Here is a 22,656-nt window from a genome sequence, read left to right as displayed (position 1 = left end):
GGTGCGAGGCACGCAAGCGTAGTCCTTCAACCTGAGGAATAGCGATGAATGCTCGCGATATTGTGATTGCCCATCCCGTCCGCACGCCGATTGGCGCATTCGGCGGGTCGTTGAAAGAAGTGCCTGCCGTGCAACTGGGCGCGGCTGTCGTGCGCGAGACGTTGCGGCGCGGCTGGCTCGATGCGAAGGCGTTGTCGTCGGTGGTGATGGGCAACGTCGTGCAGGCGGGGAACAAGATGAACCCTGCGCGCCAGGCAGCGATTGGCGGTGGCGTGCCCGTGTCGGTGCCCGCGCTGACGGTGAACCGCGTGTGCGGATCGGGCGCGCAGGCGATCGTGTCGGCGGCGCAGGAGATCGCGCTCGGACTCGGCGACGTGGCCGTCGCGGGCGGAATGGAGAACATGGACCGCGCGCCGTATCTGCTCGAAAGCGGACGCTGGGGCAGCCGCATGGGTAATGCGCAGGTGCACGACAGCATGCTGCGCGACGGCCTCCTCGACGCGTTTTCGAACGAGCACTCCGGCTGGCATACGGAAGACCTCGTGAGCAAGGCCGAACTGACGCGCGCCGCGCAGGACGAATGGGCGGCGCGCTCGCAGCAGCGCTTTGCTGCCGCACAAGAGCGCGGTGTGTTCGACGCGGAAGTGGTTGCGATTGAAATCGCCGGGCGCAAGGGCGCCGTGCAGTTTGCGCGCGACGAGCAGCCGCGTCCCGACACGACGATCGAGACGCTCGCGAAGCTGCGCCCCGCGTTTCGCCCTGAAGGCACGATCACGGCGGGCAACGCGCCGGGCCTCAATAGCGGTGCAGCGGCGATGATCGTCGCAGGGCGCGACTATGCAGAGGCGCATGGCATCGAAGCGTCTGCGCGTCTGGTCTCGTTCGGCATCGCGGCTGTGGAGCCGGGCATGTTTGGACTCGGCCCTGTGCCTGCCGTGCAGATCGCGCTCGAACGCGCGGGCTGGAAACTCGGCGACGTCGAGCGTGTCGAGATCAACGAGGCGTTTGCCGCCGTGCCGCTCGCCGTCGCGCAGAAGCTCGGGCTCGCGCACGACATCATCAATGTGGAAGGCGGCGCGATTGCGCACGGTCATCCCATCGGCGCAACGGGCGCGATTCTGACGACACGCCTCATTCACTCGATGCGTCGCGACGGTCTCAAGCGCGGCATCGTGACGTTGTGCATCGGCGGCGGGCAGGGCATTGCGCTCGCGCTGGAAATCGTCTGACGCCGATTTCGTTGCCGTACTGATGCCCGCAGCGGGACCCGCAAGCCCGCTGCGGGCATCGTCGATTTGCGACATACTTGCTGGCGCATGGCGCAGGCCACGCAAACGGATCAATGGAGGAGCAATGCGAATTCTCGTAGTGGGCGCGGGTGCTGTAGGCGGGTACTTCGGCGGACGTCTTGCGCAGGCGGGCCGCGATGTCACGTTTCTCGTGCGCGAAAAACGCGCCGAAGAACTGCGGCACTTCGGGCTCGTCATCAAGAGTCCGCGCGGCGATGTGACCTTGCGCGACGTGAAGACCGTACTCGCGAATCAGATCGCGCAGCCGTACGACCTCGTGCTGCTGAGCTGCAAGGCGTACAACCTGGACGACGCGATCGAATCGTTCGCCTCTGCTGTCGGCGAATCGACGATGATCCTGCCCGTGCTGAACGGCATGCGCCATATCGATGTGCTCAAGCAGCGATTCGGCGCGTCGAAGGTATTGGGCGGCCAGTGCGTGATCGCCGCGACGCTCAATCGCGAGCGCGAGATCGTGCATCTGAACGACATGCACTCGATCGGGTTCGGCGAACTCGGTGGAGGTATCAGCGAGCGCGTGCAAGCCGTTGCATCGACATTCGATGGCGCGGGTTTCGACTCGACGGCGTCCGACAACATCCTTCAGCAGATGTGGGAGAAGTGGGTGTTTCTCGCGACGCTTGCGGCCAACACCTGTCTGCATCGCGCTGCGATCGGCGACATTCTGAAGACACCGGACGGACGGCGCGTGATCGAAGGCATACTGGCCGAATGCAAGGCCGTCGCGGCGGCGAACGGCTATGCCATTGGCGAGGCGTCCAATGCGCGTGCGCAGACCATTCTGTTTGCGGACGGCTCGGCGTTGACGGCGTCGATGCTGCGCGATATCGAAGGGCAGTCGCGGATCGAGGCCGATCATATCGTCGGCGATCTGATTGCGCGTGGCGGCGACGCGCAGAAAGAGGGCGTACTGTCGTTGCTGCGTATCGCGTACAGCCATTTGAAAGCCTACGAGGCGAGGTTGGCGCGGCTATCCGCGTGACGACACCGAGGGGCCAGAACGCCGCGAAGCTGAAGTAGAATCGACGGCACTGAATCACGCGAGGTGGATCATGCCCACTCCCCAGGGATCGGTGGCGGCGCTCTGCACGGCTTCGGCGACGACGTTCTCGATCGGCATTATCTTTCTCGGCTATTGGGGCCTGCAGGAAGGAGGCGACTGGACGCTTGCGGACAAGTTCGTTGCGGGGCTAGCGATTGTTGGGTTTGCGTTTCTCGGGCTCGTGCCGTGGGTGGCGACCAGTCCCGTCGAGCCCGATACGAATGATAAGAAAGTGCGCTCCGCGCGGGGTATGTTTTTGGTGGGGATGATTGCGGTTTGGTTGTCGATTGTGGTGTCTGTAGTGTTTTGATTTTTTTTGTTGTCTGCGACGCTGGGTGGTTCGCTTGTTTTTGCGCTGGCATCCGCGTTTTGCTTCTGGTTTGCTAGTGTTGCCCCTGTGCGGGGCGGCACCTACTTTTCTTTGCCGCCGCAAAGAAAAGTAGGCAAAAGAAAGCGGCTCACACCGCCAGTGCTAGTTCCTGCCTGAGGGCCCCCACAGGTTCTTACACTTCACACGGCAACCACGTGACCCACGTTCGTTGCCAGCGCTCTTGCGGTGCGCCTCACCCGCTTCACGCTCCCCCACTACAGCACGCCGTGCCAGACAGTCCACAGCCGCCCAGGTGGCAAACTGTGTGCAGGTTGTCGCGTCGTATAGCCTAGGGCTCTTACAGCTTGGGGCGCGTGCGGTATCGGTCCGGAGTGAGGCGTGTGGAGTACTTGGGCCTACACACAGTTTGCCACCTGGGCGGCACATACCATTCGCTGCCGCTTGCCCGAGTACGGGTATTCGAAGGGGGTGAGGCGTTCATTCGAAGCGTTGGCGACGAGCACCAGCCAGGGCGCTGCCGTGTGAAGGGTGGGGACGTTGGGGGTCCGTGGATAGGCACACGTGCTGGCGGTGTTAGCCGCTTTCTTTTGCCTACTTTTCTTTGCGGCGGCAAAGAAAAGTAGGTGCCGCCCCGCACAGGGGCGACGCCTGAAGCACGCTAACAAAACGCGGATGCCAGCGCAAACACAAGCAAACCAAACCAAACCAAACCAAACAAGCCACGCCGAAGGCATCAATCCAAACCGCCGTCGGCAGACAAAAAAAACCTCACCGCGCCAGCGAACCCAAATCCCACCGTGGCTTAACGGTAAAAGCATAGTCATTCCCAGCCTGCGCGGGCCAGCGCTCGAGACGAAGCGCACCAGCAAGCGCAATCATCGCCCCGTTATCGGTGCACAGCGAGAGATCCGGATAGTGCACATGAAAGCCGCGCTTCTCCGCGGCCGCAGAGAGTGCCTCGCGCAATTGCCGGTTCGCGCCAACACCACCCGCGACAACCAGCCGCTTGAGCCTGGTCTTCTTCAGCGCCGCGAGCGATTTAGCGGCCAGCACATCGACGGCAGCGTCGACAAAACCACGCGCCAGATCAGCCTTAGCCTGCTCGCACACATTGCTGCCAAGCTTCTTCACATGCGTCAGCACAGCCGTCTTCAACCCGCTGAAGCTGAAATCGAGATCACCGGAATGCAGCATCGGCCGCGGCAGTACGACAGCGCCCGGCGTGCCGAACTCCGCAAGCCGCGACACTTCCGGCCCGCCCGGATAACCGAGCCCAAGCAGCTTCGCGGTCTTGTCGAAGGCTTCGCCGGCGGCGTCGTCGAGCGTCTCGCCTAGCGTCTCGTAGACGCCCACATCCGTGACCCGCATCAATTGCGTATGACCGCCCGACACGAGCAACGCGACAAACGGAAACGGCGGCGGCTCATCGACCAGCAACGGCGACAGCAAATGCCCTTCCAGATGATGGATGCCGATGGTCGGCTTGTTCCACGCCATCGCCAGCGCATTGGCGATACTCGCGCCGACCAGCAGCGCGCCCGCCAGCCCCGGACCCTGCGTGTAGGCAATCGCGTCGATCTCGCCGCGCGCGGCGCCCGAGCGCTCCAGCACCTCTTCGAGCAGCGGCAGCGCGCGCCGGATGTGGTCGCGCGAAGCCAGCTCCGGCACCACGCCACCATATTCGCGATGCATCGCGATCTGCGAATGCAGCGCATGCGCGAGCAGCCCACGCTCCGTGTCGTAGAGCGCGAGTCCGGTTTCGTCGCAGGAGCTTTCTATGCCGAGAACGAGCATGATTTCGACCGTCGATCGGGCGCCTGACGTGCCGCCCGAAACATCAAAAAGGAACCTGAAAGTATAGCAGCGCGAGCACGGCGCCGCCGGCCGCCCCAGGTGCGGCGGTTACAATGCAGCCCCATGGAATCCTTCGATATCGCCGTAATCGGCGCGGGCGCGGCGGGCATGATGTGCGCATCGGTGGCGGGGCAGCTCGGCCGGCGCGTCGTGCTGATCGACCACGCGGCGCGGCTCGCCGAGAAAATTCGCATCTCGGGCGGCGGCCGCTGCAACTTCACGAATCTGTACGCCGGACCGAACAATTATCTGTCGGCGAATCCGCATTTCTGCCGTTCCGCGCTGGCGCGCTACACGCCGCGCGATTTCATGGCGCTGCTCAAGCAGTACCGGGTGACGTGGCACGAGAAGCACAAGGGACAACTCTTCTGCGACCAGTCGAGCGACGCCGTCATCGACGTGCTCAAGAGCGAATGCGATGCGGGCAACATCGCATGGCGCCGGCCGCTCGCTGTCGAGCAGGTGCGTCACGCCGATTCCGACGGCTTCACGCTCGACACCCGCTCCGGGCCGATCCGCGCCCGCGCGCTGGTGATCGCGACAGGCGGTCTGTCGATTCCGAAAATCGGCGCAACCGATTTCGGCTACCGGATCGCGAAGCAGTTCGGCCACAAGCTGATCGACATGCGCCCGGCGCTCGTACCGCTCACGTTCGCTCCCGCCGACTGGCAACCGTTTGCGGAACTGTCGGGCGTGTCACTCGAAGTGCATCTGGCGACGGGCGCGAAGAAAGCGGGCGGCGAGTTCGTCGAGGACCTGCTGCTCACGCATCGCGGTTTGTCGGGCCCCGGCGTGCTACAGATTTCGAGCTACTGGCAGCCGGGCGAGCCGGTGCACGTCAATCTGCTGCCCGAGCAGGACGCCGTCGCCGCGCTGCTCGAGGCGAAAAGCGCGACGAAGCGCCAGATCGGCAACCTGCTCGCCGAATGGGTGCCCGCTCGGCTTGCACATGTCTGGTTGCAGACTCACGGCGTACCCGCTGACGCACGGCTTGCCGATCTGCCCGACAAGTCGCTGCGCCGGATCGGCGAGGCGCTGTCACGTTGGACGCTCACGCCGAACGGCACGGAAGGCTACAAGAAGGCCGAGGTGACGCGCGGCGGTGTCGATACGCGCGAACTGTCGTCGGCGACGATGATGAGCGCGCGCGTGCCGGGCCTCTATTTCATCGGCGAGGCCGTCGATGTGACGGGCTGGCTCGGCGGCTATAACTTCCAGTGGGCGTGGGCATCGGGCGTGGCGGCCGGGCAGGCGGCAGCGGAATTCGCGGCTGTCGGGTAGCCCTTAAAATCGGGCGCTGACGCCCGCCAAATGGGGCTTGACACCTTTATGCGATTGTGCGAAACAGCTGCTATACTTTCCCATCTTGCCAAGCTCCGTTATTGAAAGATGACGACGATCCGCTTAAAAGAAAACGAGCCTTTTGAAGTTGCGATGCGCCGCTTCAAGCGCACGATAGAAAAGAACGGGCTGTTGACCGAACTTCGTGCGCGCGAGTTTTACGAGAAGCCGACATCCGAGCGCAAACGGAAGAAAGCAGCGGCGGTGAAGCGCCATTTCAAGCGCCTGCGCAGCCAGCAGCTGCCCAAGAAGTTTTACTGATTCAACGTGAAGTCGCGGCTCTCGCCCGGTCTCTTGAGCGATAGCGAAAGCGGCGGCTCACACAAGGTGACGGCGCGGGAGCATGCCGGCGCTTGCGGTAACTGGCTGCACATGTGGCCGCTCATGTGGCCGCATAGGGGTCCGGTCTCGCCGGAAGGCGCGACGGGCCGCTTCGGTCAACGCTCCGCAAGGCCGTATCCAGGTGCACGGTTCACCGCGTATTTGGCACTAACCCGCTTGAGGAACGATCCCAAGCGGGTTTTTGCGCTCTGCACCGCGTCTTCACCCGTATTTCAAACCCTCCACGCATTCAGGTGAAAGATGAGTCTCAAAGTCCGAATCAACGACGACATGAAAGCAGCGATGCGCGCGCGCGAAACCGAGCGTCTCGGCACGATCCGTCTGCTGCTCGCCGCCATCAAGCAGCGTGAAGTCGACGATCGCGTGGAACTCGATGACGCCGCCGTGACAGCCGTCGTCGACAAGATGATCAAGCAGCGCAAGGACTCGATCTCCCAGTTCGAAACGGCCGGTCGCACCGATCTCGTCGACAAGGAGAAGGCCGAGCTGGACGTGCTGAGCGCCTATATGCCCGCGCAGCTGTCGGACGCGGAAGTGGCAGCCGAAGTGCAGGCCGCCGTCGCGCAGGTCGGCGCCGCTGGTCCGCAGGACATGGGCAAGGTGATGGGCGTGCTCAAGCCGAAGCTCGCCGGCAAGGCCGACATGACGGCCGTGTCCGCGCAGGTCAAGGCCGCGCTGTCGAAGTAAGCTCCTGATCGTTTTCCGCCGTGCGCGCCCTCCGTTCCGGCGCGGCGCGCATGGCTGGGTGCTTCGCGCACCCTTGCCTCATCCTTTTTAAGGCCGCGTCTGCATTGTGATCCCGCATTCCTTTCTGCAAGACCTGCTGAACCGCGTCGATATCGTCGACGTGGTCGGCCGGTATGTGCAGCTGAAAAAAGGCGGCGCGAACTTCATGGGACTCTGCCCGTTCCACAACGAGAAGAGCCCTTCGTTCACCGTTAGTCCGACTAAGCAGTTCTATCATTGTTTCGGCTGTGGCGCGCACGGCACGGCCATCGGTTTCCTGATGGAGCACGCGGCGCTTTCCTTTCCGGAAGCCGTCAACGAACTGGCGCAATCCGTTGGTCTGACCGTGCCGCAAGAACCGTCGCCGATGCGCGGCGGCGTGGGAGCCGGCGGCTCCAGTGGCGGAGAAGGCTATGCGCCCGCCGTCTCGAAGGCGGTGACGACGGCGCTGTCCGACCTGATGTCGACGGCCAGCGACTTCTACAAGGCGCAGCTGCGCGGCGCGCCGAACGCCATCCAGTACCTGAAGAAGCGTGGCCTGACGGGCGAGATCGCCAAGCGCTTCGGCCTCGGCTACGCGCCCGACGGCTGGCAGAACCTCGAAACGGCCTTCCCCAACTATCGGGACGACGCGCTCGTCGAGGCGGGCCTCGTGATCGTCAGCGAGAAGGCCGATGCGCAGGGTCAGAACCGCCGCTACGACCGCTTCCGCGAGCGGGTGATGTTCCCGATCCGCAACGTGAAAGGCCAGGTCATCGGTTTTGGCGGACGCGTGCTGGACGGTGGCGAGCCCAAGTATTTGAATTCGCCCGAAACGCCTTTATTTAACAAAGGCAGCGAGCTGTACGGCCTGTTCGAGGCGCGGCTTGCGATCCGCGAACAGCGTTACGTGCTGGTCGTCGAAGGGTATATGGACGTGGTTGCGCTGGCCCAGCTGGGTTTCGAGAACGCGGTTGCGACGCTCGGCACCGCCTGCACGCCGATTCATGTGCAGAAACTGATGCGGCAGACGGATACGGTGGTATTCAGCTTCGACGGCGATTCGGCCGGCCGGCGCGCCGCGCGCCGCGCGCTCGACGCCTGCCTGCCGCATGCCGCCGACAACCGCACCATCCGCTTCCTGTTCCTGCCCGCCGAGCACGATCCCGACAGCTATGTCCGCGAATTCGGCACGGAGGCCTTCGCGGACCAGGTGCGCCGCGCGATGCCGTTGTCGCAGTTCCTGCTCAATGAAGTGCTGGCAGGCAAGGAACTGGACCAGCCGGAAGGCCGCGCGCGGGCGCTGTTCGACGCCAAGCCGCTGCTGCAGATGCTGCCCGCCAACGCGTTGCGCGCGCAGATCATGCATATGTTCGCCGACCGGCTCGATGTGCCGTTCGAGGAAGTGGCCGCGTTATGCGAAGTCGACGCGCGGATCGCCGCCGTAGCACGCAGCGCGCCTGCCCGCAAAGACCGGCGCAGCGTGACGGGGATCGAGCAGCGGGCGCTGCGCAATCTGGTCATGCACCCGCGCATCGTCGCGGTGCTTGGCGAAGAAGAAGAGCAGGCGCTGCTGACGGTCACGCGGCACGGCGAACTGTTCGAGGAAGTGACGACGCATGCCCGTGGACTGGGCGACACGGCCGAGTTCCAGTTGCTGTCGGACCTGTTGCGAAACGGGGCTAACGCCCCCACCTTCGAGGAAATCTTCCGGGAAATTCTGGACTATGATGAAAACGTTCGGGATCTGCTGTTGAAGAATCCCGAAGACGCGACGGTCGCCGAGGAGCGCCGTGAACACGAGCGCCTCGCCGGGGAAGAATTGAAAGCGGCCATTCTGAAGATGCGTTATGACGCTTATAGCGAACGGCTGGATCAATTGTCGCGTCAGTCGAGGCACACCCCGGAGGAGTTGCTGGAGTATCAGGAATTGAGCAGGACGTGCGCTGACATGAAGCGTCAGCGCGGGCAGTGAAAGGGAAGCGCTGAAAGGCCGAATGCTATAATTAAAAGATTTCAGCGGTTTTGTTTTTCTCCAGGCAAAGGCGATATAAGGCGATTGCAATGGTAAAGACTACAGGCGGAAAAAAGGCGACAGGCAGCGGCTCGGACGAGCCGAAAACGACCACCAGGGTCAGCGCAGCCAGGTCGGCTCCTTCCGCACCGAAAAAGTCTGCCGAAACCGCTGCTACGCCGGTTGTCCGGAAAAAAGCCTCGACCGCTCCGGTCGCGCGAGCGGCATCGGTGACATCGAAGTCGGTGACATCGGTCGCGAAGCGGCAGGGCGTCAGCAGCGAAAGGGAAGCGGATGTCGCGCAGGACGATGCGGCTCCCCGCGAGTCTTTGGTATCCACGGTTCAACCGGCTGTCGTCCAGCAGCCGGAAGTCGAGACTACAGCCGGTATGGCGAACTCCATGACGAAAAAGCTGAACGAAGTATCCGTCGATGACGACGCATCCCCGAGCGAAGAAGCAGCCGCCACACCCGCTGCGGGCAAGGTCGAAAAGGTCAAGGCACGCGACCGCCGCGCAAAGGAGAAGGCGCTGCTCAAGGACGCGTTCGCGTCTTCGCAGCCCGGCACCGTCGAGGAGCTCGAAGAGCGCCGCTCGAAGCTGCGCGCGCTGATCAAGCTCGGCAAGGAGCGTGGCTTCCTGACCTATGGCGAGATCAACGACCACCTCCCGGACAACTTCACGGAAACCGAGGCGATCGAAGGCATCATCAGCACGTTCAACGACATGGGTGTCGCCGTCTACGAACAGGCTCCCGATGCCGAAACGCTGCTGCTGAACGACAACGCGCCCAACGCTTCGTCGGACGACGAAGTGGAAGAGGAAGCCGAAGTCGCGCTGTCCACTGTCGATTCCGAATTCGGCCGCACGACCGACCCGGTGCGCATGTACATGCGCGAAATGGGTACGGTCGAGCTGCTCACGCGCGAAGGCGAAATCGAAATCGCCAAGCGCATCGAAGACGGCCTGAAGCACATGGTGATGGCCATCTCCGCCTGCCCGACCACGATCGCCGACATTCTCGCGATGGCCGAGCGCGTCGCGAATGAAGAGATCCGCATCGACGAACTGGTGGACGGCCTGATCGACGCGAACGCCGAAGATACCGACGGCTTCTCCGAACAGGAAGCCGAAGCGATCGAGAACGAGGAAGAAGAAGAGGAAGAGGCGGACGAGGAAGAAGAGGAAGACGACGATGGCGCCGCGCAAGCGACGGCCAACGCCGCCCAGCTCGAAGAACTGAAGCGCATGTCGCTCGAAAAATTCGCGATGATCAGCGAATGGTTCGACAAGATGCGCCGCGCGTTCGAAAAGGAAGGCTACAAGTCGAAGTCCTACCTGAAGGCGCAGGAAACCATTCAGGAAGAGCTGATGATGATCCGCTTCACCGCGCGTACGGTCGAGCGGCTGTGCGACACGCTGCGTGCGCAGGTGGACGAAGTGCGTCAGGTCGAGCGTCAGATCCTGCACACCGTGGTCGACAAGTGCGGCATGCCGCGTGCCGAGTTCATCGCGCGTTTTCCGGGCAATGAAACGGACCTCGAATGGGCCGACAAGATCGTCGGCGAGAATCACGCGTACAGCGCGATCCTGTCGCGTAACGTACCGGCCATCCGCGAGCAGCAGCAACGTCTGCTCGACTTGCAGGCGCGCGTCGTGCTGCCGCTGAAGGACCTGAAGGAAACCAACCGTCAGATGGCGGCGGGCGAACTGAAGGCGCGTCAGGCGAAGCGCGAAATGACCGAGGCGAACCTGCGTCTCGTGATCTCGATTGCGAAGAAGTACACGAACCGTGGCCTGCAATTCCTGGATCTGATTCAGGAAGGCAACATCGGGCTGATGAAGGCCGTGGACAAGTTCGAATATCGCCGCGGCTACAAGTTCTCGACCTACGCGACGTGGTGGATCCGTCAGGCCATCACGCGTTCGATCGCGGACCAGGCGCGCACCATTCGTATCCCGGTTCACATGATCGAGACGATCAACAAGATGAACCGCATCTCGCGTCAGATTCTGCAGGAAACCGGTCTCGAGCCGGATCCCGCGACGCTGGCCGAGAAGATGGAGATGCCGGAAGACAAGATCCGCAAGATCATGAAGATCGCGAAGGAGCCGATCTCGATGGAAACGCCGATCGGCGACGACGACGATTCCCATCTGGGCGACTTCATCGAGGACACGAACACGGTTGCGCCGTCGGACGCCGCGCTGCACGCCAGCATGCGCGATGTCGTGAAGGACGTGCTCGATTCGCTGACGCCGCGCGAAGCGAAGGTGCTGCGCATGCGTTTCGGTATCGAAATGAGCACGGACCACACGCTCGAAGAAGTGGGCAAGCAGTTCGACGTGACGCGTGAGCGGATCCGCCAGATCGAGGCAAAGGCGCTGCGCAAGCTGCGTCACCCGAGCCGCTCGGACAAGCTGAAGTCGTTCCTCGAAGGAAACTGATCGAGCCTGCTTGCTGGCCGCGTGACGTAGCAGATCATCAGGGCTTCCCGATCGTTTTGTTCAGCGAAGCGATCCCGGAAGCCCTGTTTTCGTGTAGTATGTCGGCCAATCGACAGACAGGCCCGGCCTTCGGACCGGGTCTTTTTGTTGGTTCTCTCCAGCTTCCGTCGCGAAGCATCGTTGGGCCGGACGCCGTGCTGGTTGCAGGCAGCGGACTCATAATCCGCCTCCGAAAGGACACCGTGGGTTCGACTCCCACCCGGCCCACCAAAACCGCCAAGGCGTGCTTCGCTGCAATGCAGACCGACAGCGCACGCCATCACGCATGAAGTGGCCACCGAGACCGGATCACGAATGCAAGCGCCCAGCGCCACTGTCCCCATCTCCCTCGTTAACGGCTTTCTCGCCGCCGCCGACGCGCAGCCCGACGTCATGCAGCGCTATCTCGAGCAAGCGGGGATCACGCCCGAACTGCGCAGCGCAGCCGGCGCACGGGTGACGGAAGAGCAGTTCTCCACGCTCTACCGCACGCTCGCCATCAAACTCGACGACGAAATGCCCGGCATCTTCAGTCGTCCGTTTCGCAGCGGCACGCTGAAGTTTCTTTGCCTCAGTCTGCTCGACGCACCCAACCTCGAAACCGCGCTGCACCGCTTCGGCCAGTTCTTTCATATCGTGCTCGACGACTTTCACATCGGGTCTCGCCGTGACGACCTGATGGCGCAGGTCGAACTGCGTCCAAACCCTGCGTACGGCAGCATCGGCCCGCTCGGTCAGGAACTGATGCTCAAGCTCGCGCACGGCGTGTCTTCGTGGCTGATCGGGCAGAAAATCCCGCTGCTGCAGGTCGATTTCGCATGTCCGCAACCGCCGCATGCGTTCGACCACCGCTACTTCTTCTCCGGTCCCGTCCGCTTCGGCTGCGACGCCACGCTGATGCGATTCAGCGCGGCCTTTCTCGACATGCCGATCCGCCAGAGCAAGCGCAATCTGCGCAAATTTCTCGCCCGTTCGCCGGGCGAGTGGATCTTCGAAACGTTCAGCGAGCAGCGAGTCAGCCATCGCGTGCGGCAGTATCTCGCGCAAGAACTGCCGGACCTGCCGACCATCGACCAGGCCGCCAAAAGCCTGCATTGCTCGGTGCGCACGCTGTGCCGGCGTCTGTCGTCGGAAGAGACGACGTTTCAGTTGCTCAAGGACGAGTTGCGGCGCGATATCGCGATCCAGCGCCTCACCGATACGCACGACACGATCGCCGTCATCGCCGGCGATATCGGATTCGACGATCCCAGCGCCTTTCACCGCGCATTTCGCCACTGGACGGGCAGTACACCGGGCACCTATCGACGGCCCTTGCAGGCTGGGTAACCCAGGGTGGGTGGGGAATACCCCCCATCCGGCGTGGCCAGATTTGTCAGTACCCGGGCCGGTTTGGACAGTCGAATCGCGGGATATACCGTTAGGATCGACAGGTATCGTCACCGCTTGGCCTTCGCTTCTATCGGGCGCCGTGGCAGTGATCCATTGAACGCCTGATTGGAAGATCGACCATGAGTTACATCGCCCCGGTTAAAGACATGCTTTTCGTGCTCGAGGAATTGAGCGGCATCGACGACATTGCGAAGCTGCCCGGCTTTGAGGAAGCAGGTCTCGAAACCGCACAAGCTGTGCTCGAAGAATCCGCGAAGCTGTGCGGCGAAGTGCTGGCGCCGCTGAACGTCGAAGGCGACCGCAACCCGAGCAGCTGGAAAGACGGCCACGTGACGGCGACGCCTGGTTTCGCCGATGCGTTCCGCCAGTTCGCCGCAGGCGGCTGGCAGGGCGTGCAGCATCCCGTCGAATACGAAGGCCAGGGCCTGCCGAAGCTGATCGCGACGGCGTGTATCGAGATGCTGAACGCGTCGAACCTGTCGTTCGCGCTGTGTCCGCTGTTGACGGACGGCGCGATCGAGGCGCTGCTTACCGCTGGCAGCGAGGCGCAGAAAAAGACCTATGTGCCGAAGCTGATTTCGGGCGAATGGACGGGCACGATGAATCTCACCGAGCCGCAAGCGGGCTCGGATCTCGCGTTGGTGCGCACGCGCGCCGAGCCGCAGGGCGATGGCTCGTTCAAGCTGTCCGGCACGAAGATTTTCATCACGTGGGGCGAGCACGACATGGCGGACAACATCGTCCATCTGGTGCTCGCACGCACGCCGGATGCGCCTGAAGGCGTGAAAGGCATTTCGCTGTTCGTCGTGCCGAAGTTCCTCGTCAACCAGGACGGCTCGCTCGGCGAGCGCAACGACGTGCACTGCGTGTCGATCGAACACAAGCTCGGGATCAAGGCGAGCCCGACGGCCGTGCTGCAGTTCGGCGACCACGGCGGCGCGATCGGTCATCTGATCGGCGAAGAGAATCGCGGCCTCGAATACATGTTCATCATGATGAACGCGGCGCGGTTTGCGGTGGGCATGCAGGGCGTGGCCATATCGGATCGGGCTTACCAGAAAGCCGTCGCGTACGCGAAAGACCGCGTGCAGAGCCGGCCAGTGGATGGTTCCGCAAAGCAGTCCGTGTCGATCATTCACCATCCGGACGTGCGCCGCATGCTGTCGACGATGCGCGCACTCACCGAAGGCTCGCGCGCACTGGCGTATGTCGCGGCGTCGCATAGCGATCTCGCGCACCGGCATCCCGACGAAGCGAAGCGTGCGGAGCATCAGGCGATCTATGAATACCTGGTGCCGATCGTGAAGGGCTGGAGCACGGAGCTTTCCGTCGATGTGACGAGCCTCGGCGTGCAGGTGCATGGCGGTATGGGCTTCATCGAAGAGACGGGCGCGGCACAGTACTATCGCGACGCCCGCATCCTGCCGATCTACGAAGGTACGACGGCCATTCAGGCGAACGATCTGGTCGGGCGCAAGACGGTGCGCGACGGCGGCGCAGTGGCAAAAGCCCTGCTTGCCCAGATCGCGCAGACAGTCGAAGCACTGAAACAGCACAAGGGCGCAGCGTTCCAGTCAATGCAAAAACATCTGTCGTTTGGACATGATGCGTTGCAGTCGGCCGTGGCGTTCGTCGTCGCGAACACGAAGAGCGATCCCAATGCGGTGTTCGCAGGCAGCGTGCCGTATCTGAAGCTTGCGGGCATCGTGCTGGGCGGCTGGCAGATGGCGCGCGCGATGCTGGCCGCGCAACAGAAACACGCGCAGGACCCGTCGTTCTACGGCGCGAAAATCGCGACCGCGCAGTTCTTCGCGGAACATCTGCTGCCGCAGGCGGTGGCGCTGGAAGCGTCGATTACCAGCGCGAAGGGCGGCGAGGGCGTGCTCGCGCTGTCCGAAGACCAGTTCTAAGCACACCAACTACCCGCAATCCCACGGCGGGCTTCGACTGAACGCGAAGCCCGTCCGCTTCAAACCTGCTTCAAACCCGCCTCAACCCCTCCGCATACCCGCGAGCGCGCCGCTCACTCCACTTTCGCGCTCAACCCCTTCAAGCCCTTGATCACGACGAGCAACGCGCGGCCGTGCTCCTCCGAGCCGTCCCATGCGTCGACGATCGCGTTGCGCAGCAACTCGTTGTAGCCCGTCGCCCGGCCGCCCACATGGCGCGCTTCCACGCCATAGAAACTGCATAGCTTATTGAATGACGCGCTCTTGCGCACACGGCGTCCTTTCGACAGCCGAAGCCGCGACACCGTAGGTTGACTCACCCCAGAAAGTCGCGCAATTTCGCTGGACGAGCGCACGTCCGCCATCAAGCGGCGCAACAGGTCCTGCACGGGAAAATCGCTCATCGGGGCTTCCATTCCATGCATTATATCTATACATTAACGCTTGTTGAATGGCTGACCATTTCGCCAATCGCTCGCATGTCGGCGAGCCGAACGGCAGTCCCGAGGAAGTTGATGACACTGAAGCACCTACCGCCCACGTTCTGCTGGACCAAGACAGGCACCGAATCCAGCGAGGAACTTCCCAGCATCGTTCTCCAGAAAGAATGGGAGCGGAGGCTGGGTGGCGGGCGTTTTCTGTGGGGCGTCGGTCAGTCGCTCGGCAATAGCGCGCAGATTGCGGCGCATCGCACCGGCTCGCTGCTCGCGCTGTTTTCGCCGGCGTCGAGCAAGCCGCGGCAAGGTGGACGCAAGCGCGAGGACATGCTGCTGTGGAATGCGTGGATCGACAGCACGGGCCAGGTGCGTCAGCTGCCGCCGCATGCGTTCATCGTCAGCCGCACGGTGTTGCCTTCGGGGCGGCGCAGAGAACAGCACTACGCGCTGGTGTGTTCGTCGCCCACCGAACTGAGCATGGGCACGCGGCTGCACATTTACCCGGAGCACCTGCGCAGCGTCAGCACGGGCAAGGCGCTCGGTCCCGCGCAAGGCACGGCCGTCGTCGATTGCACGTCGCGCGCGGGCGAATTGAGCGGCAAGCGCTATCCCGTTGCGCTTGCCGTCGAGCTGGAGGCGCCGTATTTCGTGCGGCTCACGCAACCCGTCGTGCTCAAGGCGCGTGACTTCGCGGAGGTCAACAAGGCCACGCGCGACGGCGACTTCGCGGCCTTCATCGAACTGGTTGGACGGTTGCGCACCCGGCCGCCGCAGGAGCGCATGCGCGGTTTCACGCGCGATCTGTTCGACATGCCGCCCGTCGAGGCGATGGCGGCGTTCAACGCGGCGCAACCGCAGGCCAGTTTCGCGTTATGACAGACGGGGATCGAAAGCAGGCGTCCGGCGCATGAAACCTGGGAACACTGAATAACGGGTATTTGTGTCTTAAACCGCACGCTGTTGCAATTCAGACCTGGCGCTTCGCACCGAGCGGAGCGAAAATCGGCAGCATGCCGCAGTCAATTCGTTTTGTAGCGCTGGCTCGTCTCGACAGCCATCGGCGCGAACCGCACATGGGCGCGCCGCACGCATCGCACGCTGAATATCCGAATCGAAACCAGATGGGGGAACGCTTATGTCGGCAATGATGCAATCACGGCAGGCTCAGGCCGCACAGCGTTTTGTCGAAGCGACACGCAATGTCGATCTGGCTTTTCGCGCCGTGCGCGCCGACCCGGAAGACGCCGCGTCGACGGCCGGGCATGCCGCTGCCGTCGCGCAACTGGACCGCGCGCTGGACGAACTTGCGCGAGCCCAGGCGCTGTTCGACTCGGTCGTTCGCATCGACGCGCGGCGGCGTAATTGAGCCCCTCAGTTCTGGTTTCGCCCGTACGAATGGATTGCTGATCTCTCCACACTACGAATCGCACTTCGAATCGCACGAGCAATGTCTACTTCAATCGCAAAACTCGACGGCCAGGCGCGGGAGCGCCTGATCGCGTGGATCCAGAATCGAATGAACGAATTCGGCATCACGTTCGACGCGCTGGAACGCTCGTTCGCCGAAGACGAACGGAACGCACGCGCCATCCGCTATCAGGACGCGTCAGGCCATGTCTGGGACGGCCGGGGCGATTTGCCCGAGTGGCTGCGCCGCGCAGTCGCCTCGGGCCAGAACATCGATTTCTTCCGCTGCGAAGGCTAGCTGGACCGGTCCATCAGCCCGGATCGCCATCGTCGCGGCTCTCGGGCGGCACGACGTCCAGCCGATACCCCACGCCGTAAATCGAACGGATCATGTCGTGATCCGGCCGCACATTCTGCAGCTTGCGGCGCAAATTCTTCACATGCGAGTCGACCGTCCGGTCGGCGACCACCCGATGATCGTCATACAGTTGCCGCAGCAGATGGTCGCGCGAATAGATTCGGCCGGGCGTGGAGTGCAACAGCGCGAGCAGCCTGATTTCAATCGGCGTGAGATTCAGGTCTTTTCCATCGAGCGACGCGACATGCCTGTCGAGGTCGATTGCCAGTCCGCCCGAAACAGGTTCCGCGCCGGCGCGCGCTGCGCCCGATAACGACTCGATGCGCCGCAGGATCGCCTTCACGCGCGCCACGACCTCGCGCGGACTGAACGGCTTGCACACGTAATCGTCGGCGCCCAGTTCGAGGCCGAGCAGACGGTCGATCTCGTCGACGCGCGCAGTCAGGATGATCACGGGCACATCCGAAAACGTCCGCAATTCGCGGCATATCTCCAGCCCGCCACGTCCCGGCAGCATCAGATCGAGCAGAATCAGCGAAGGCGGATGCGCGCGCACCGAGGCGATCACCTCGCGGCCGTCTTCGATCACCTGAGTGTCGAAGTTCTCGGCGCGCAGATAGTCGGTGAGCAGCGCCGACAGCTTCGGCTCGTCTTCGACGATCAGTACGGAAGCAGGCGAGCGGGCAAGTGAAGAGTCAGTCATCTTTGGTTTCTAACGTAGCGAACCGGACCGCGATCCACAGTCCTCCCAGCGGCGAGCGCAATGCGTCGATCGTGCCGCCATGCTGGCCGACGATATGTTTGCACAGCGCAAGCCCGAGGCCCGCGCCGCCGCTTTGGCGGCTGCGCGATGCATCGACGCGAAACAGCCGGTCGAACAGATGCGGCAGCAAAGGTTCGGGCACGGCGGGGTGCGTGTCCTGCACGTCGATCCGTATCTCATGCTCGTGCTTCGCGACGGCGACGCGCACCTTGCCGCCCGAATCGGTATAGCGCAACGCGTTTTCGAGCAGGTTCTTCATCAGCTGTGTGAGCCGATACGGGTCACCGAGCATGATGACGCTCTCGGCGTCGATATCCGTTTCCAGCGCGATCTTCTTGTCGGCGAGCCGGTCCTTGAACGAGTCGGCGGCGGCTTCGACGATGGGCGCAACATCGAGCCGCACCTTCTCGAAAGAAAGTTCGCCGATATCCGCGAGCGACAGTTCATACAGGTCGTCGATCAACTGGCTCAGCAACGCCACTTCCGCCTGCAGCGACGCGAGCGTCGCGCGGTCGGGCTTGCGCACGCCGTCTTCGATCGCTTCGAGTTCGCCGCGCAGCACGGCAAGCGGCGTGCGCAACTCATGCGAAATATCCGCGATGAGATTGCGGCGCGAACGTTCGGCGTTGCCCAGCGAGATCGCGAGCCGGTTGAAGTCGGCGGCGAGATCGTGCAGTTCGTCGCTGCCCGCATCGGGCACGCGAATCGAATAGTCGCCGCTCGCGAGCCGATGCGTCGCCAGCACGAGACGCCGCACGGGCGCGAGCAGCAAACGCGCGAGCACGACGGCAACAGCGGCGGCCAGCAATGCGGCGAACCCGGCGATGATCCACGTTGCGCGAACCTGTTGCGCCTGAAACTGCCGGTCGGCGGAATGGAACATCACTTCGGGCCCGGCGACCACCAGCCAGCCGATCACCTTGCCGTCGACGGTCAACGGCAGGCGCGGCGCATCGGGCGGTGGTGGCGGTCCTTTTTGCAGCACGCTGCGCATGTCCGTGTCGTAGACGCGGAACGGCGGGTGGCGGTTGGCCTGTGGCCCCGGGCTTTGCATATCGCGCATGTCGAGCGGAGCGCCCGCGTCGCCGGGCGGCGGGCCCGGGTCCCCGCCGATACCACCCGGCGCGCCGTCAGGCGGCGGGCCGTCGTGCGGCGCGCTCATGTCGGGCGGCCCGGACGGACCCGGCGGCGGCACGCCTGCGCCGACTGCGTCGGGAATCGCTGTCGCTGCCGCCGCCGGGTCCTTGATGAACTCCCAGCTTCGATGCTTCGCCCACGCGGCTTCGAGTTCCTGCTGCAGGCGCAAGGAATGCGTTTGCGACTGGTGTTGCAGATAGCCGAGGAAGCCATGCTCGAAGCTCCAGCGCACGGCGACGCCCATGGTGACGGCCACGAGTATGCACGCCGCCGAAATCGCGACGAAGAGCTTCGACGTAATGCCGATTCTCATGGCGAGACCCCGCGGCCGCCACTTTTCATGCTTGCCACCCTGTGTTTTCCCTGTCGGCATGCGTTGGCCGGGCCGCACGCATGCCAGTTGCTATCGATATGCCGTCATGGCGCTATTTTGACCCGACGTGCGCGGCGACGGACGACCGTTCGGCAATCTCCACACAATCTCCATTATTTTCACCGTCTTGCCTGCACAGTTGCTCTCTATCATGGTCCTCCATTCAAATGGGAGAAGGACGGAAACTTCATGACCATCCATCTGCTCGTCGTCGAGCCTGACCAGGCAAGCCGCGACATGCTTCGGGCCCATGTGCAGCAGCACAAGATCGAGATGTCCGTCCTGTACAACACCGACTCGCTCGAACGGCGCCTGGAAGTCGAGGTTCCGTCGCTGATCGTGATGCGTCACGGCTTGCCCGAAGTGGACGGTCTGGCGGCATTGCGGCGTATCCGTTCGCTCGGCTACGACCTGCCGGTGATCATCGTCAGCCGGTCGGACGATGTCGTCGACAAGGTGCTCGCGTTCGAACTCGGCGCGAACGACTATGTCGTCGATCCGCACGATCCGCGCGAAATGATCGCACGCGTACGCAACGCATTGCGGTCAGGGCCGCCGTCGCACGTGCCGATGCATATCGAGCGCGAGCCCATCGCATTCGACGATTTCGAAGTGGACGTTGCCGACCGCGTGCTTACGCGTGGCGGCGTGGAAGTGCCGCTGCGCAGCACGGAATTTGCGCTGCTCGTGGTGCTCGCGTCGAATCCGATGAAGGTGCTGTCGCGCGTACGCATTCTCAACATGCTGCGGCGGCATTGCAGCGTGACGGAACGCGGGCTCGATGTCGTCGTGTTCAGGCTGCGTGCCGCGTTGAAGCTGTCGCCAACGGGCCGGCAATACATCAAGACCTTGCGCGGCGAAGGCTATATGTTCGCGCCCGACGACGCGCTGCCGCGCCATGGCGCAGCGGACGATCGACATGACGCGCATGCGTCGATGCTCGACGTTGCCGCGCCCATCGTGGCCGAAGAGCGCATGCGTTTCGATAATGCGGCGCGGAGAGTTCAGTAGCGCATGCATTGCGGGCATTCGAGAAACGCCAGGTCAAAAGCAAAAGAGCCCGCTTCAAAGCGGGCTCTTTTTTCGTCGGTCGGTTTAGAAAGACGTACCGATCTGAAACTGAAAAACCTGGTACTTGTCGTCCGCATGCCTGACGATCGGAAACCCAACCGACAGCTTAAGCGGCCCAATCGGCGAAATCCATTCAAGGCCCGCGCCATAGCTGTATCGCAAGCCGTTGGCGCCTGTACTATTGCCTTCGTTGCCCCACACGTTGCCCGCGTCGACGAACGTGAAGACGCGCAGCGTGCGGTCCCAGCCACTGCCAGGCAGCGGAAACGTCATTTCGACGTTCGCGACCACCATCTTCGAGCCGCCGATCGAATCGCCCGTCGACGAATCGCGCGGCCCAAGCGAACTCGACTCATAACCGCGCACCGAACCGATACCGCCCGCGTAGTAGTTCTTGAAGATCGGATACGCCTTGCCTGCGAAGCCATTGCCATAGCCCGCCTGCAGGTTCATGCCCAGAATGAAGCCGCGCGCGAACGAGTAGTAATACTGGCTCTGCACGTCGGTCTTGTAGTACTCGGTTTCGCCTGCGGGCGTGCCGACCTCGCCGTTGACCTGCAGCATATAGCCACGGCTCGGCACGAGCGCACTGTCGCGCGCATCGCGCGACCAGGCGGCCGTCAGCGGCACGTTGTTGACCACGCGGCCGAACTCGCTGACATAGTCGAGATAGGCTTGCGGCGTCGATGAATCGGTGTTGAAGCGATCCTGCTCGATGCCAAGACCAAAGTAGACCGTATCGACTTCCGAAAACGGAATACCGAACTTCAGGTCCGCGCCGAGCGAGACGATACGAAAGCTCTCGTCGTTGCTGTAGTACAGCGGATAGCTGGTGCGATAGTAGACATCCGAAATACGTTTGATGCCATCGACAGTGAAATACGGGTCCGTCTGCGTAACCGACAGCGTGCGATACGTCTTCGCCGTATTCACATTGACGCCGAGGCTCGTGCCCGAGCCGAACACGTTGTCCTGCGTGACGCCCGCCGACAGCACGACCTTGTCCGACGAAGAAAAGCCCGCGCCGAGCGTGATTGCGCCCGTCGGCTTTTCCGTGACCTTGACGTCGACATCGACCTGATCGTTCGATCCCGCGACGGGCACGGTCGTCACGTCGACGTCGGTGAAATAGCCAAGGCGATTCACGCGTTCCTTCGAAAGCGAAAGCCGGTTCGAATCGAACCACGCGCTTTCGAGCTGACGCATTTCGCGTCGTATCACTTCATCACGTGTGCGGGTGTTGCCTTCCACATTCACCTGGCGCACGTACACGCGCCGTCCCGGATCGACTTGCAACGTGAGATCGACAGTGTGTTTGTCCTGATCGATCTGCGGCACCGCATTGACGGCGGCGAACGCATAGCCGTATTCGCCGAGCCGGTCCACGATCGCTTTCGTCGTTGCTTTGAGCCTGTCTTCGGAGAAGGTTTCGCCGGGCTTGATGCCGAGCAGCGGTTTCAATTCCGCTTCGCGATCGAGCAGATTGCCCGCGAGCCGGATGCCTGTGATCGTATAGGGCTCGCCTTCATGGAGGTTGAGCGTCAGATACATCTCCTTCTTGTCTGGCGTCAGCGAAACCTGGGTCGAATCGATCCTGAACTCCAGATAGCCGCGATTCAGATAGTACGAACGCAGGCGATCCAGATCGGCGCCGAGCTTCTCTTTCGAATAGAGATCGTTCTTCGTGTACCAGGAAAACCAGTTCGGCGTCGACAGTTCCATTTCGTCGCGCAGCGTGCTTTCCGAAAACACGCGATTGCCGATGAAATTGATCTGCCGGATCTTCGCATTCGGACCTTCGATGACGGAGAACAGAACCGATACCCGTCCGCCGTCGACGGGCGTCGTCGTGGTTTCCACTTGCGCGGCGTAGTAGCCGCGTGTGAGGTATTGGCGCTTCAGTTCCTGTTCGGCCTTGTCGATGAGTGCCTTGTCGAAAGGGCGGCCACGCGACAGACCGACGGCGCGCAGCGCCTTCGTCAGATTGTCCTTCTCGAACTCATGAATGCCGGAGAAATCGATCTCCGCAATCGCAGGCCGCTCGACGACGTGAACCACCACGACATCGCCTTCGAGCGACACGTTGACGTCGCTGAAGAGACCCGTGTCGTAGATCGCGCGCACGGCTTGCGAGGCCTTGTCGTCCGTGAAGACATCGCCGCGTTTGATGGGCAGGTTGGCGAGCAGCGTTCCCGCTTCAATGCGCTTCAAGCCGTCGAGCCGGATGTCCGCGACGATCACGGAGTCGCCGGCATGGGCCGTCGATGGCGTCAGTGACGCGGCGCACACTGTGATCGCACTGGCGAGACAGATAGTTGATGCTCTTTGTTTCATCGAGGATCTT

20 protein-coding genes and 1 tRNA gene are annotated in these 22,656 nt (G+C 62.8%); 15 read left to right on the top strand and 6 right to left on the bottom strand.

Annotated features, from left to right (window positions below; all coding sequences use genetic code 11):
• The first annotated feature begins 44 nt into the window (after positions 1-44).
• The 3 genes from PPGU16_RS23005 (at position 45) to PPGU16_RS22995 (ending at position 2,662) form a co-directional block, all read left to right on the top strand.
• Entirely contained in the window at positions 45-1,229 is a 1,185-nt protein-coding gene (locus tag PPGU16_RS23005; RefSeq protein WP_180722721.1) for a thiolase family protein, read from the top strand.
• Positions 1,230-1,353: 124 nt separating this feature from the next.
• Positions 1,354-2,292, top strand: coding sequence for a 2-dehydropantoate 2-reductase (panE, locus tag PPGU16_RS23000; RefSeq protein ID WP_180722720.1), 939 nt, complete (start codon positions 1,354-1,356; stop codon positions 2,290-2,292).
• Positions 2,293-2,362: 70 nt separating this feature from the next.
• Positions 2,363-2,662, top strand: a complete 300-nt coding sequence (locus PPGU16_RS22995; RefSeq protein WP_054932832.1) for a hypothetical protein — start codon at positions 2,363-2,365, stop codon at positions 2,660-2,662.
• Positions 2,663-3,451: 789 nt separating this feature from the next.
• Here the strand turns inward: PPGU16_RS22995 and tsaD are convergent.
• A complete protein-coding gene (tsaD, locus tag PPGU16_RS22990; protein WP_180722719.1) occupies positions 3,452-4,477 on the bottom strand; it encodes a tRNA (adenosine(37)-N6)-threonylcarbamoyltransferase complex transferase subunit TsaD in 1,026 nt (341 codons plus the stop codon).
• 123 nt (positions 4,478-4,600) lie between these two features.
• On the opposite strand from tsaD, the gene PPGU16_RS22985 reads away from it, so the two are divergent.
• From PPGU16_RS22985 to dnaG, 4 genes are all read left to right on the top strand, one after another.
• Entirely contained in the window at positions 4,601-5,818 is a 1,218-nt protein-coding gene (locus tag PPGU16_RS22985; RefSeq protein WP_180722718.1) for a BaiN/RdsA family NAD(P)/FAD-dependent oxidoreductase, read from the top strand.
• Between the two features lie 108 nt (positions 5,819-5,926).
• A complete protein-coding gene (gene rpsU, locus PPGU16_RS22980; RefSeq protein WP_035997875.1) occupies positions 5,927-6,139 on the top strand; it encodes a 30S ribosomal protein S21 in 213 nt (70 codons plus the stop codon).
• Positions 6,140-6,460: 321 nt separating this feature from the next.
• The gene (locus PPGU16_RS22975; protein WP_180722717.1) at positions 6,461-6,907 is read left to right on the top strand and encodes a GatB/YqeY domain-containing protein; all 447 of its coding nucleotides are present in this window, start codon (positions 6,461-6,463) and stop codon (positions 6,905-6,907) included.
• A 106-nt stretch (positions 6,908-7,013) separates the two neighbouring features.
• Positions 7,014-8,900: a DNA primase gene (dnaG, locus tag PPGU16_RS22970; protein WP_180722716.1), complete on the top strand. Its 1,887-nt coding sequence runs from the start codon at positions 7,014-7,016 to the stop codon at positions 8,898-8,900.
• Positions 8,901-8,931: 31 nt separating this feature from the next.
• Here dnaG and PPGU16_RS42705 read toward each other — a convergent pair whose 3' ends face one another.
• On the bottom strand, positions 8,932-9,279 hold the full coding sequence (locus tag PPGU16_RS42705) for an RNA polymerase subunit sigma (protein WP_224030608.1): 348 nt from the start codon (positions 9,277-9,279) through the stop codon (positions 8,932-8,934).
• A 61-nt stretch (positions 9,280-9,340) separates the two neighbouring features.
• On the opposite strand from PPGU16_RS42705, the gene rpoD reads away from it, so the two are divergent.
• From rpoD to PPGU16_RS22950, 4 genes are all read left to right on the top strand, one after another.
• Positions 9,341-11,386, top strand: a complete 2,046-nt coding sequence (rpoD, locus tag PPGU16_RS22965; protein WP_224030607.1) for an RNA polymerase sigma factor RpoD — start codon at positions 9,341-9,343, stop codon at positions 11,384-11,386.
• Between the two features lie 182 nt (positions 11,387-11,568).
• Positions 11,569-11,656, top strand: a tRNA-Ile gene (locus PPGU16_RS22960).
• 84 nt (positions 11,657-11,740) lie between these two features.
• Entirely contained in the window at positions 11,741-12,754 is a 1,014-nt protein-coding gene (locus PPGU16_RS22955; RefSeq protein WP_180722714.1) for an AraC family transcriptional regulator, read from the top strand.
• A 182-nt stretch (positions 12,755-12,936) separates the two neighbouring features.
• Positions 12,937-14,727 carry an acyl-CoA dehydrogenase gene (locus tag PPGU16_RS22950; protein ID WP_180722713.1) on the top strand — a complete coding sequence of 597 codons (1,791 nt, stop codon included), beginning with the start codon at positions 12,937-12,939 and terminating at the stop codon, positions 14,725-14,727.
• Positions 14,728-14,840: 113 nt separating this feature from the next.
• Here PPGU16_RS22950 and PPGU16_RS22945 read toward each other — a convergent pair whose 3' ends face one another.
• Positions 14,841-15,182 carry a helix-turn-helix domain-containing protein gene (locus PPGU16_RS22945; RefSeq protein ID WP_180722712.1) on the bottom strand — a complete coding sequence of 114 codons (342 nt, stop codon included), beginning with the start codon at positions 15,180-15,182 and terminating at the stop codon, positions 14,841-14,843.
• 99 nt (positions 15,183-15,281) lie between these two features.
• Here PPGU16_RS22945 and PPGU16_RS22940 point away from each other — a divergent pair, with 99 nt between their 5' ends.
• From PPGU16_RS22940 to PPGU16_RS22930, 3 genes are all read left to right on the top strand, one after another.
• Entirely contained in the window at positions 15,282-16,079 is a 798-nt protein-coding gene (locus PPGU16_RS22940; protein WP_180722711.1) for a hypothetical protein, read from the top strand.
• Positions 16,080-16,338: 259 nt separating this feature from the next.
• A complete protein-coding gene (locus tag PPGU16_RS22935; RefSeq protein ID WP_007732479.1) occupies positions 16,339-16,569 on the top strand; it encodes a hypothetical protein in 231 nt (76 codons plus the stop codon).
• Positions 16,570-16,650: 81 nt separating this feature from the next.
• Positions 16,651-16,908 (top strand): H-NS family nucleoid-associated regulatory protein, encoded by a 258-nt coding sequence (locus PPGU16_RS22930; RefSeq protein WP_180722710.1) that lies wholly within the window; start codon positions 16,651-16,653, stop codon positions 16,906-16,908.
• 13 nt (positions 16,909-16,921) lie between these two features.
• On the opposite strand, the gene PPGU16_RS22925 is transcribed toward PPGU16_RS22930, so the two are convergent.
• A complete protein-coding gene (locus PPGU16_RS22925) occupies positions 16,922-17,671 on the bottom strand; it encodes a response regulator (protein WP_180722709.1) in 750 nt (249 codons plus the stop codon).
• Entirely contained in the window at positions 17,664-19,181 is a 1,518-nt protein-coding gene (locus PPGU16_RS22920) for an ATP-binding protein (RefSeq protein ID WP_180722708.1), read from the bottom strand. Before PPGU16_RS22920 ends, PPGU16_RS22925 begins: the two co-directional genes overlap by 8 nt.
• A gap of 249 nt (positions 19,182-19,430) precedes the next feature.
• Between PPGU16_RS22920 and PPGU16_RS22915 the strand changes: the two genes are divergently transcribed.
• Positions 19,431-20,252, top strand: a complete 822-nt coding sequence (locus tag PPGU16_RS22915; protein WP_180722707.1) for a response regulator — start codon at positions 19,431-19,433, stop codon at positions 20,250-20,252.
• Positions 20,253-20,336: 84 nt separating this feature from the next.
• Here PPGU16_RS22915 and bamA read toward each other — a convergent pair whose 3' ends face one another.
• Positions 20,337-22,646 (bottom strand): outer membrane protein assembly factor BamA, encoded by a 2,310-nt coding sequence (gene bamA, locus PPGU16_RS22910; protein ID WP_180722706.1) that lies wholly within the window; start codon positions 22,644-22,646, stop codon positions 20,337-20,339.
• Positions 22,647-22,656 lie beyond the last annotated feature (10 nt).

The sequence above is a fragment of the Paraburkholderia largidicola genome, from assembly GCF_013426895.1.
Lineage (GTDB): Bacteria > Pseudomonadota > Gammaproteobacteria > Burkholderiales > Burkholderiaceae > Paraburkholderia > Paraburkholderia largidicola.
The sequence above is the reverse complement of the archived record's forward strand: the minus strand, read 5'-3'. Positions and strand labels throughout refer to the sequence as shown.

Coding starts and splice junctions, on each gene's coding strand:
- PPGU16_RS23005 (WP_180722721.1), top strand. CDS start 45: ATGAATGCTCGCGATATTGTGATTGCCCATCCCGTCCGCACGCCGATT.
- panE (WP_180722720.1), top strand. CDS start 1,354: ATGCGAATTCTCGTAGTGGGCGCGGGTGCTGTAGGCGGGTACTTCGGC.
- PPGU16_RS22995 (WP_054932832.1), top strand. CDS start 2,363: ATGCCCACTCCCCAGGGATCGGTGGCGGCGCTCTGCACGGCTTCGGCG.
- tsaD (WP_180722719.1), bottom strand. CDS start 4,477: ATGCTCGTTCTCGGCATAGAAAGCTCCTGCGACGAAACCGGACTCGCG.
- PPGU16_RS22985 (WP_180722718.1), top strand. CDS start 4,601: ATGGAATCCTTCGATATCGCCGTAATCGGCGCGGGCGCGGCGGGCATG.
- rpsU (WP_035997875.1), top strand. CDS start 5,927: ATGACGACGATCCGCTTAAAAGAAAACGAGCCTTTTGAAGTTGCGATG.
- PPGU16_RS22975 (WP_180722717.1), top strand. CDS start 6,461: ATGAGTCTCAAAGTCCGAATCAACGACGACATGAAAGCAGCGATGCGC.
- rpoD (WP_224030607.1), top strand. CDS start 9,341: ATGACGAAAAAGCTGAACGAAGTATCCGTCGATGACGACGCATCCCCG.
- PPGU16_RS22955 (WP_180722714.1), top strand. CDS start 11,741: ATGCAAGCGCCCAGCGCCACTGTCCCCATCTCCCTCGTTAACGGCTTT.
- PPGU16_RS22950 (WP_180722713.1), top strand. CDS start 12,937: ATGAGTTACATCGCCCCGGTTAAAGACATGCTTTTCGTGCTCGAGGAA.
- PPGU16_RS22945 (WP_180722712.1), bottom strand. CDS start 15,182: ATGGAAGCCCCGATGAGCGATTTTCCCGTGCAGGACCTGTTGCGCCGC.
- PPGU16_RS22940 (WP_180722711.1), top strand. CDS start 15,282: ATGACACTGAAGCACCTACCGCCCACGTTCTGCTGGACCAAGACAGGC.
- PPGU16_RS22935 (WP_007732479.1), top strand. CDS start 16,339: ATGTCGGCAATGATGCAATCACGGCAGGCTCAGGCCGCACAGCGTTTT.
- PPGU16_RS22930 (WP_180722710.1), top strand. CDS start 16,651: ATGTCTACTTCAATCGCAAAACTCGACGGCCAGGCGCGGGAGCGCCTG.
- PPGU16_RS22925 (WP_180722709.1), bottom strand. CDS start 17,671: ATGACTGACTCTTCACTTGCCCGCTCGCCTGCTTCCGTACTGATCGTC.
- PPGU16_RS22920 (WP_180722708.1), bottom strand. CDS start 19,181: ATGAGAATCGGCATTACGTCGAAGCTCTTCGTCGCGATTTCGGCGGCG.
- PPGU16_RS22915 (WP_180722707.1), top strand. CDS start 19,431: ATGACCATCCATCTGCTCGTCGTCGAGCCTGACCAGGCAAGCCGCGAC.
- bamA (WP_180722706.1), bottom strand. CDS start 22,646: ATGAAACAAAGAGCATCAACTATCTGTCTCGCCAGTGCGATCACAGTG.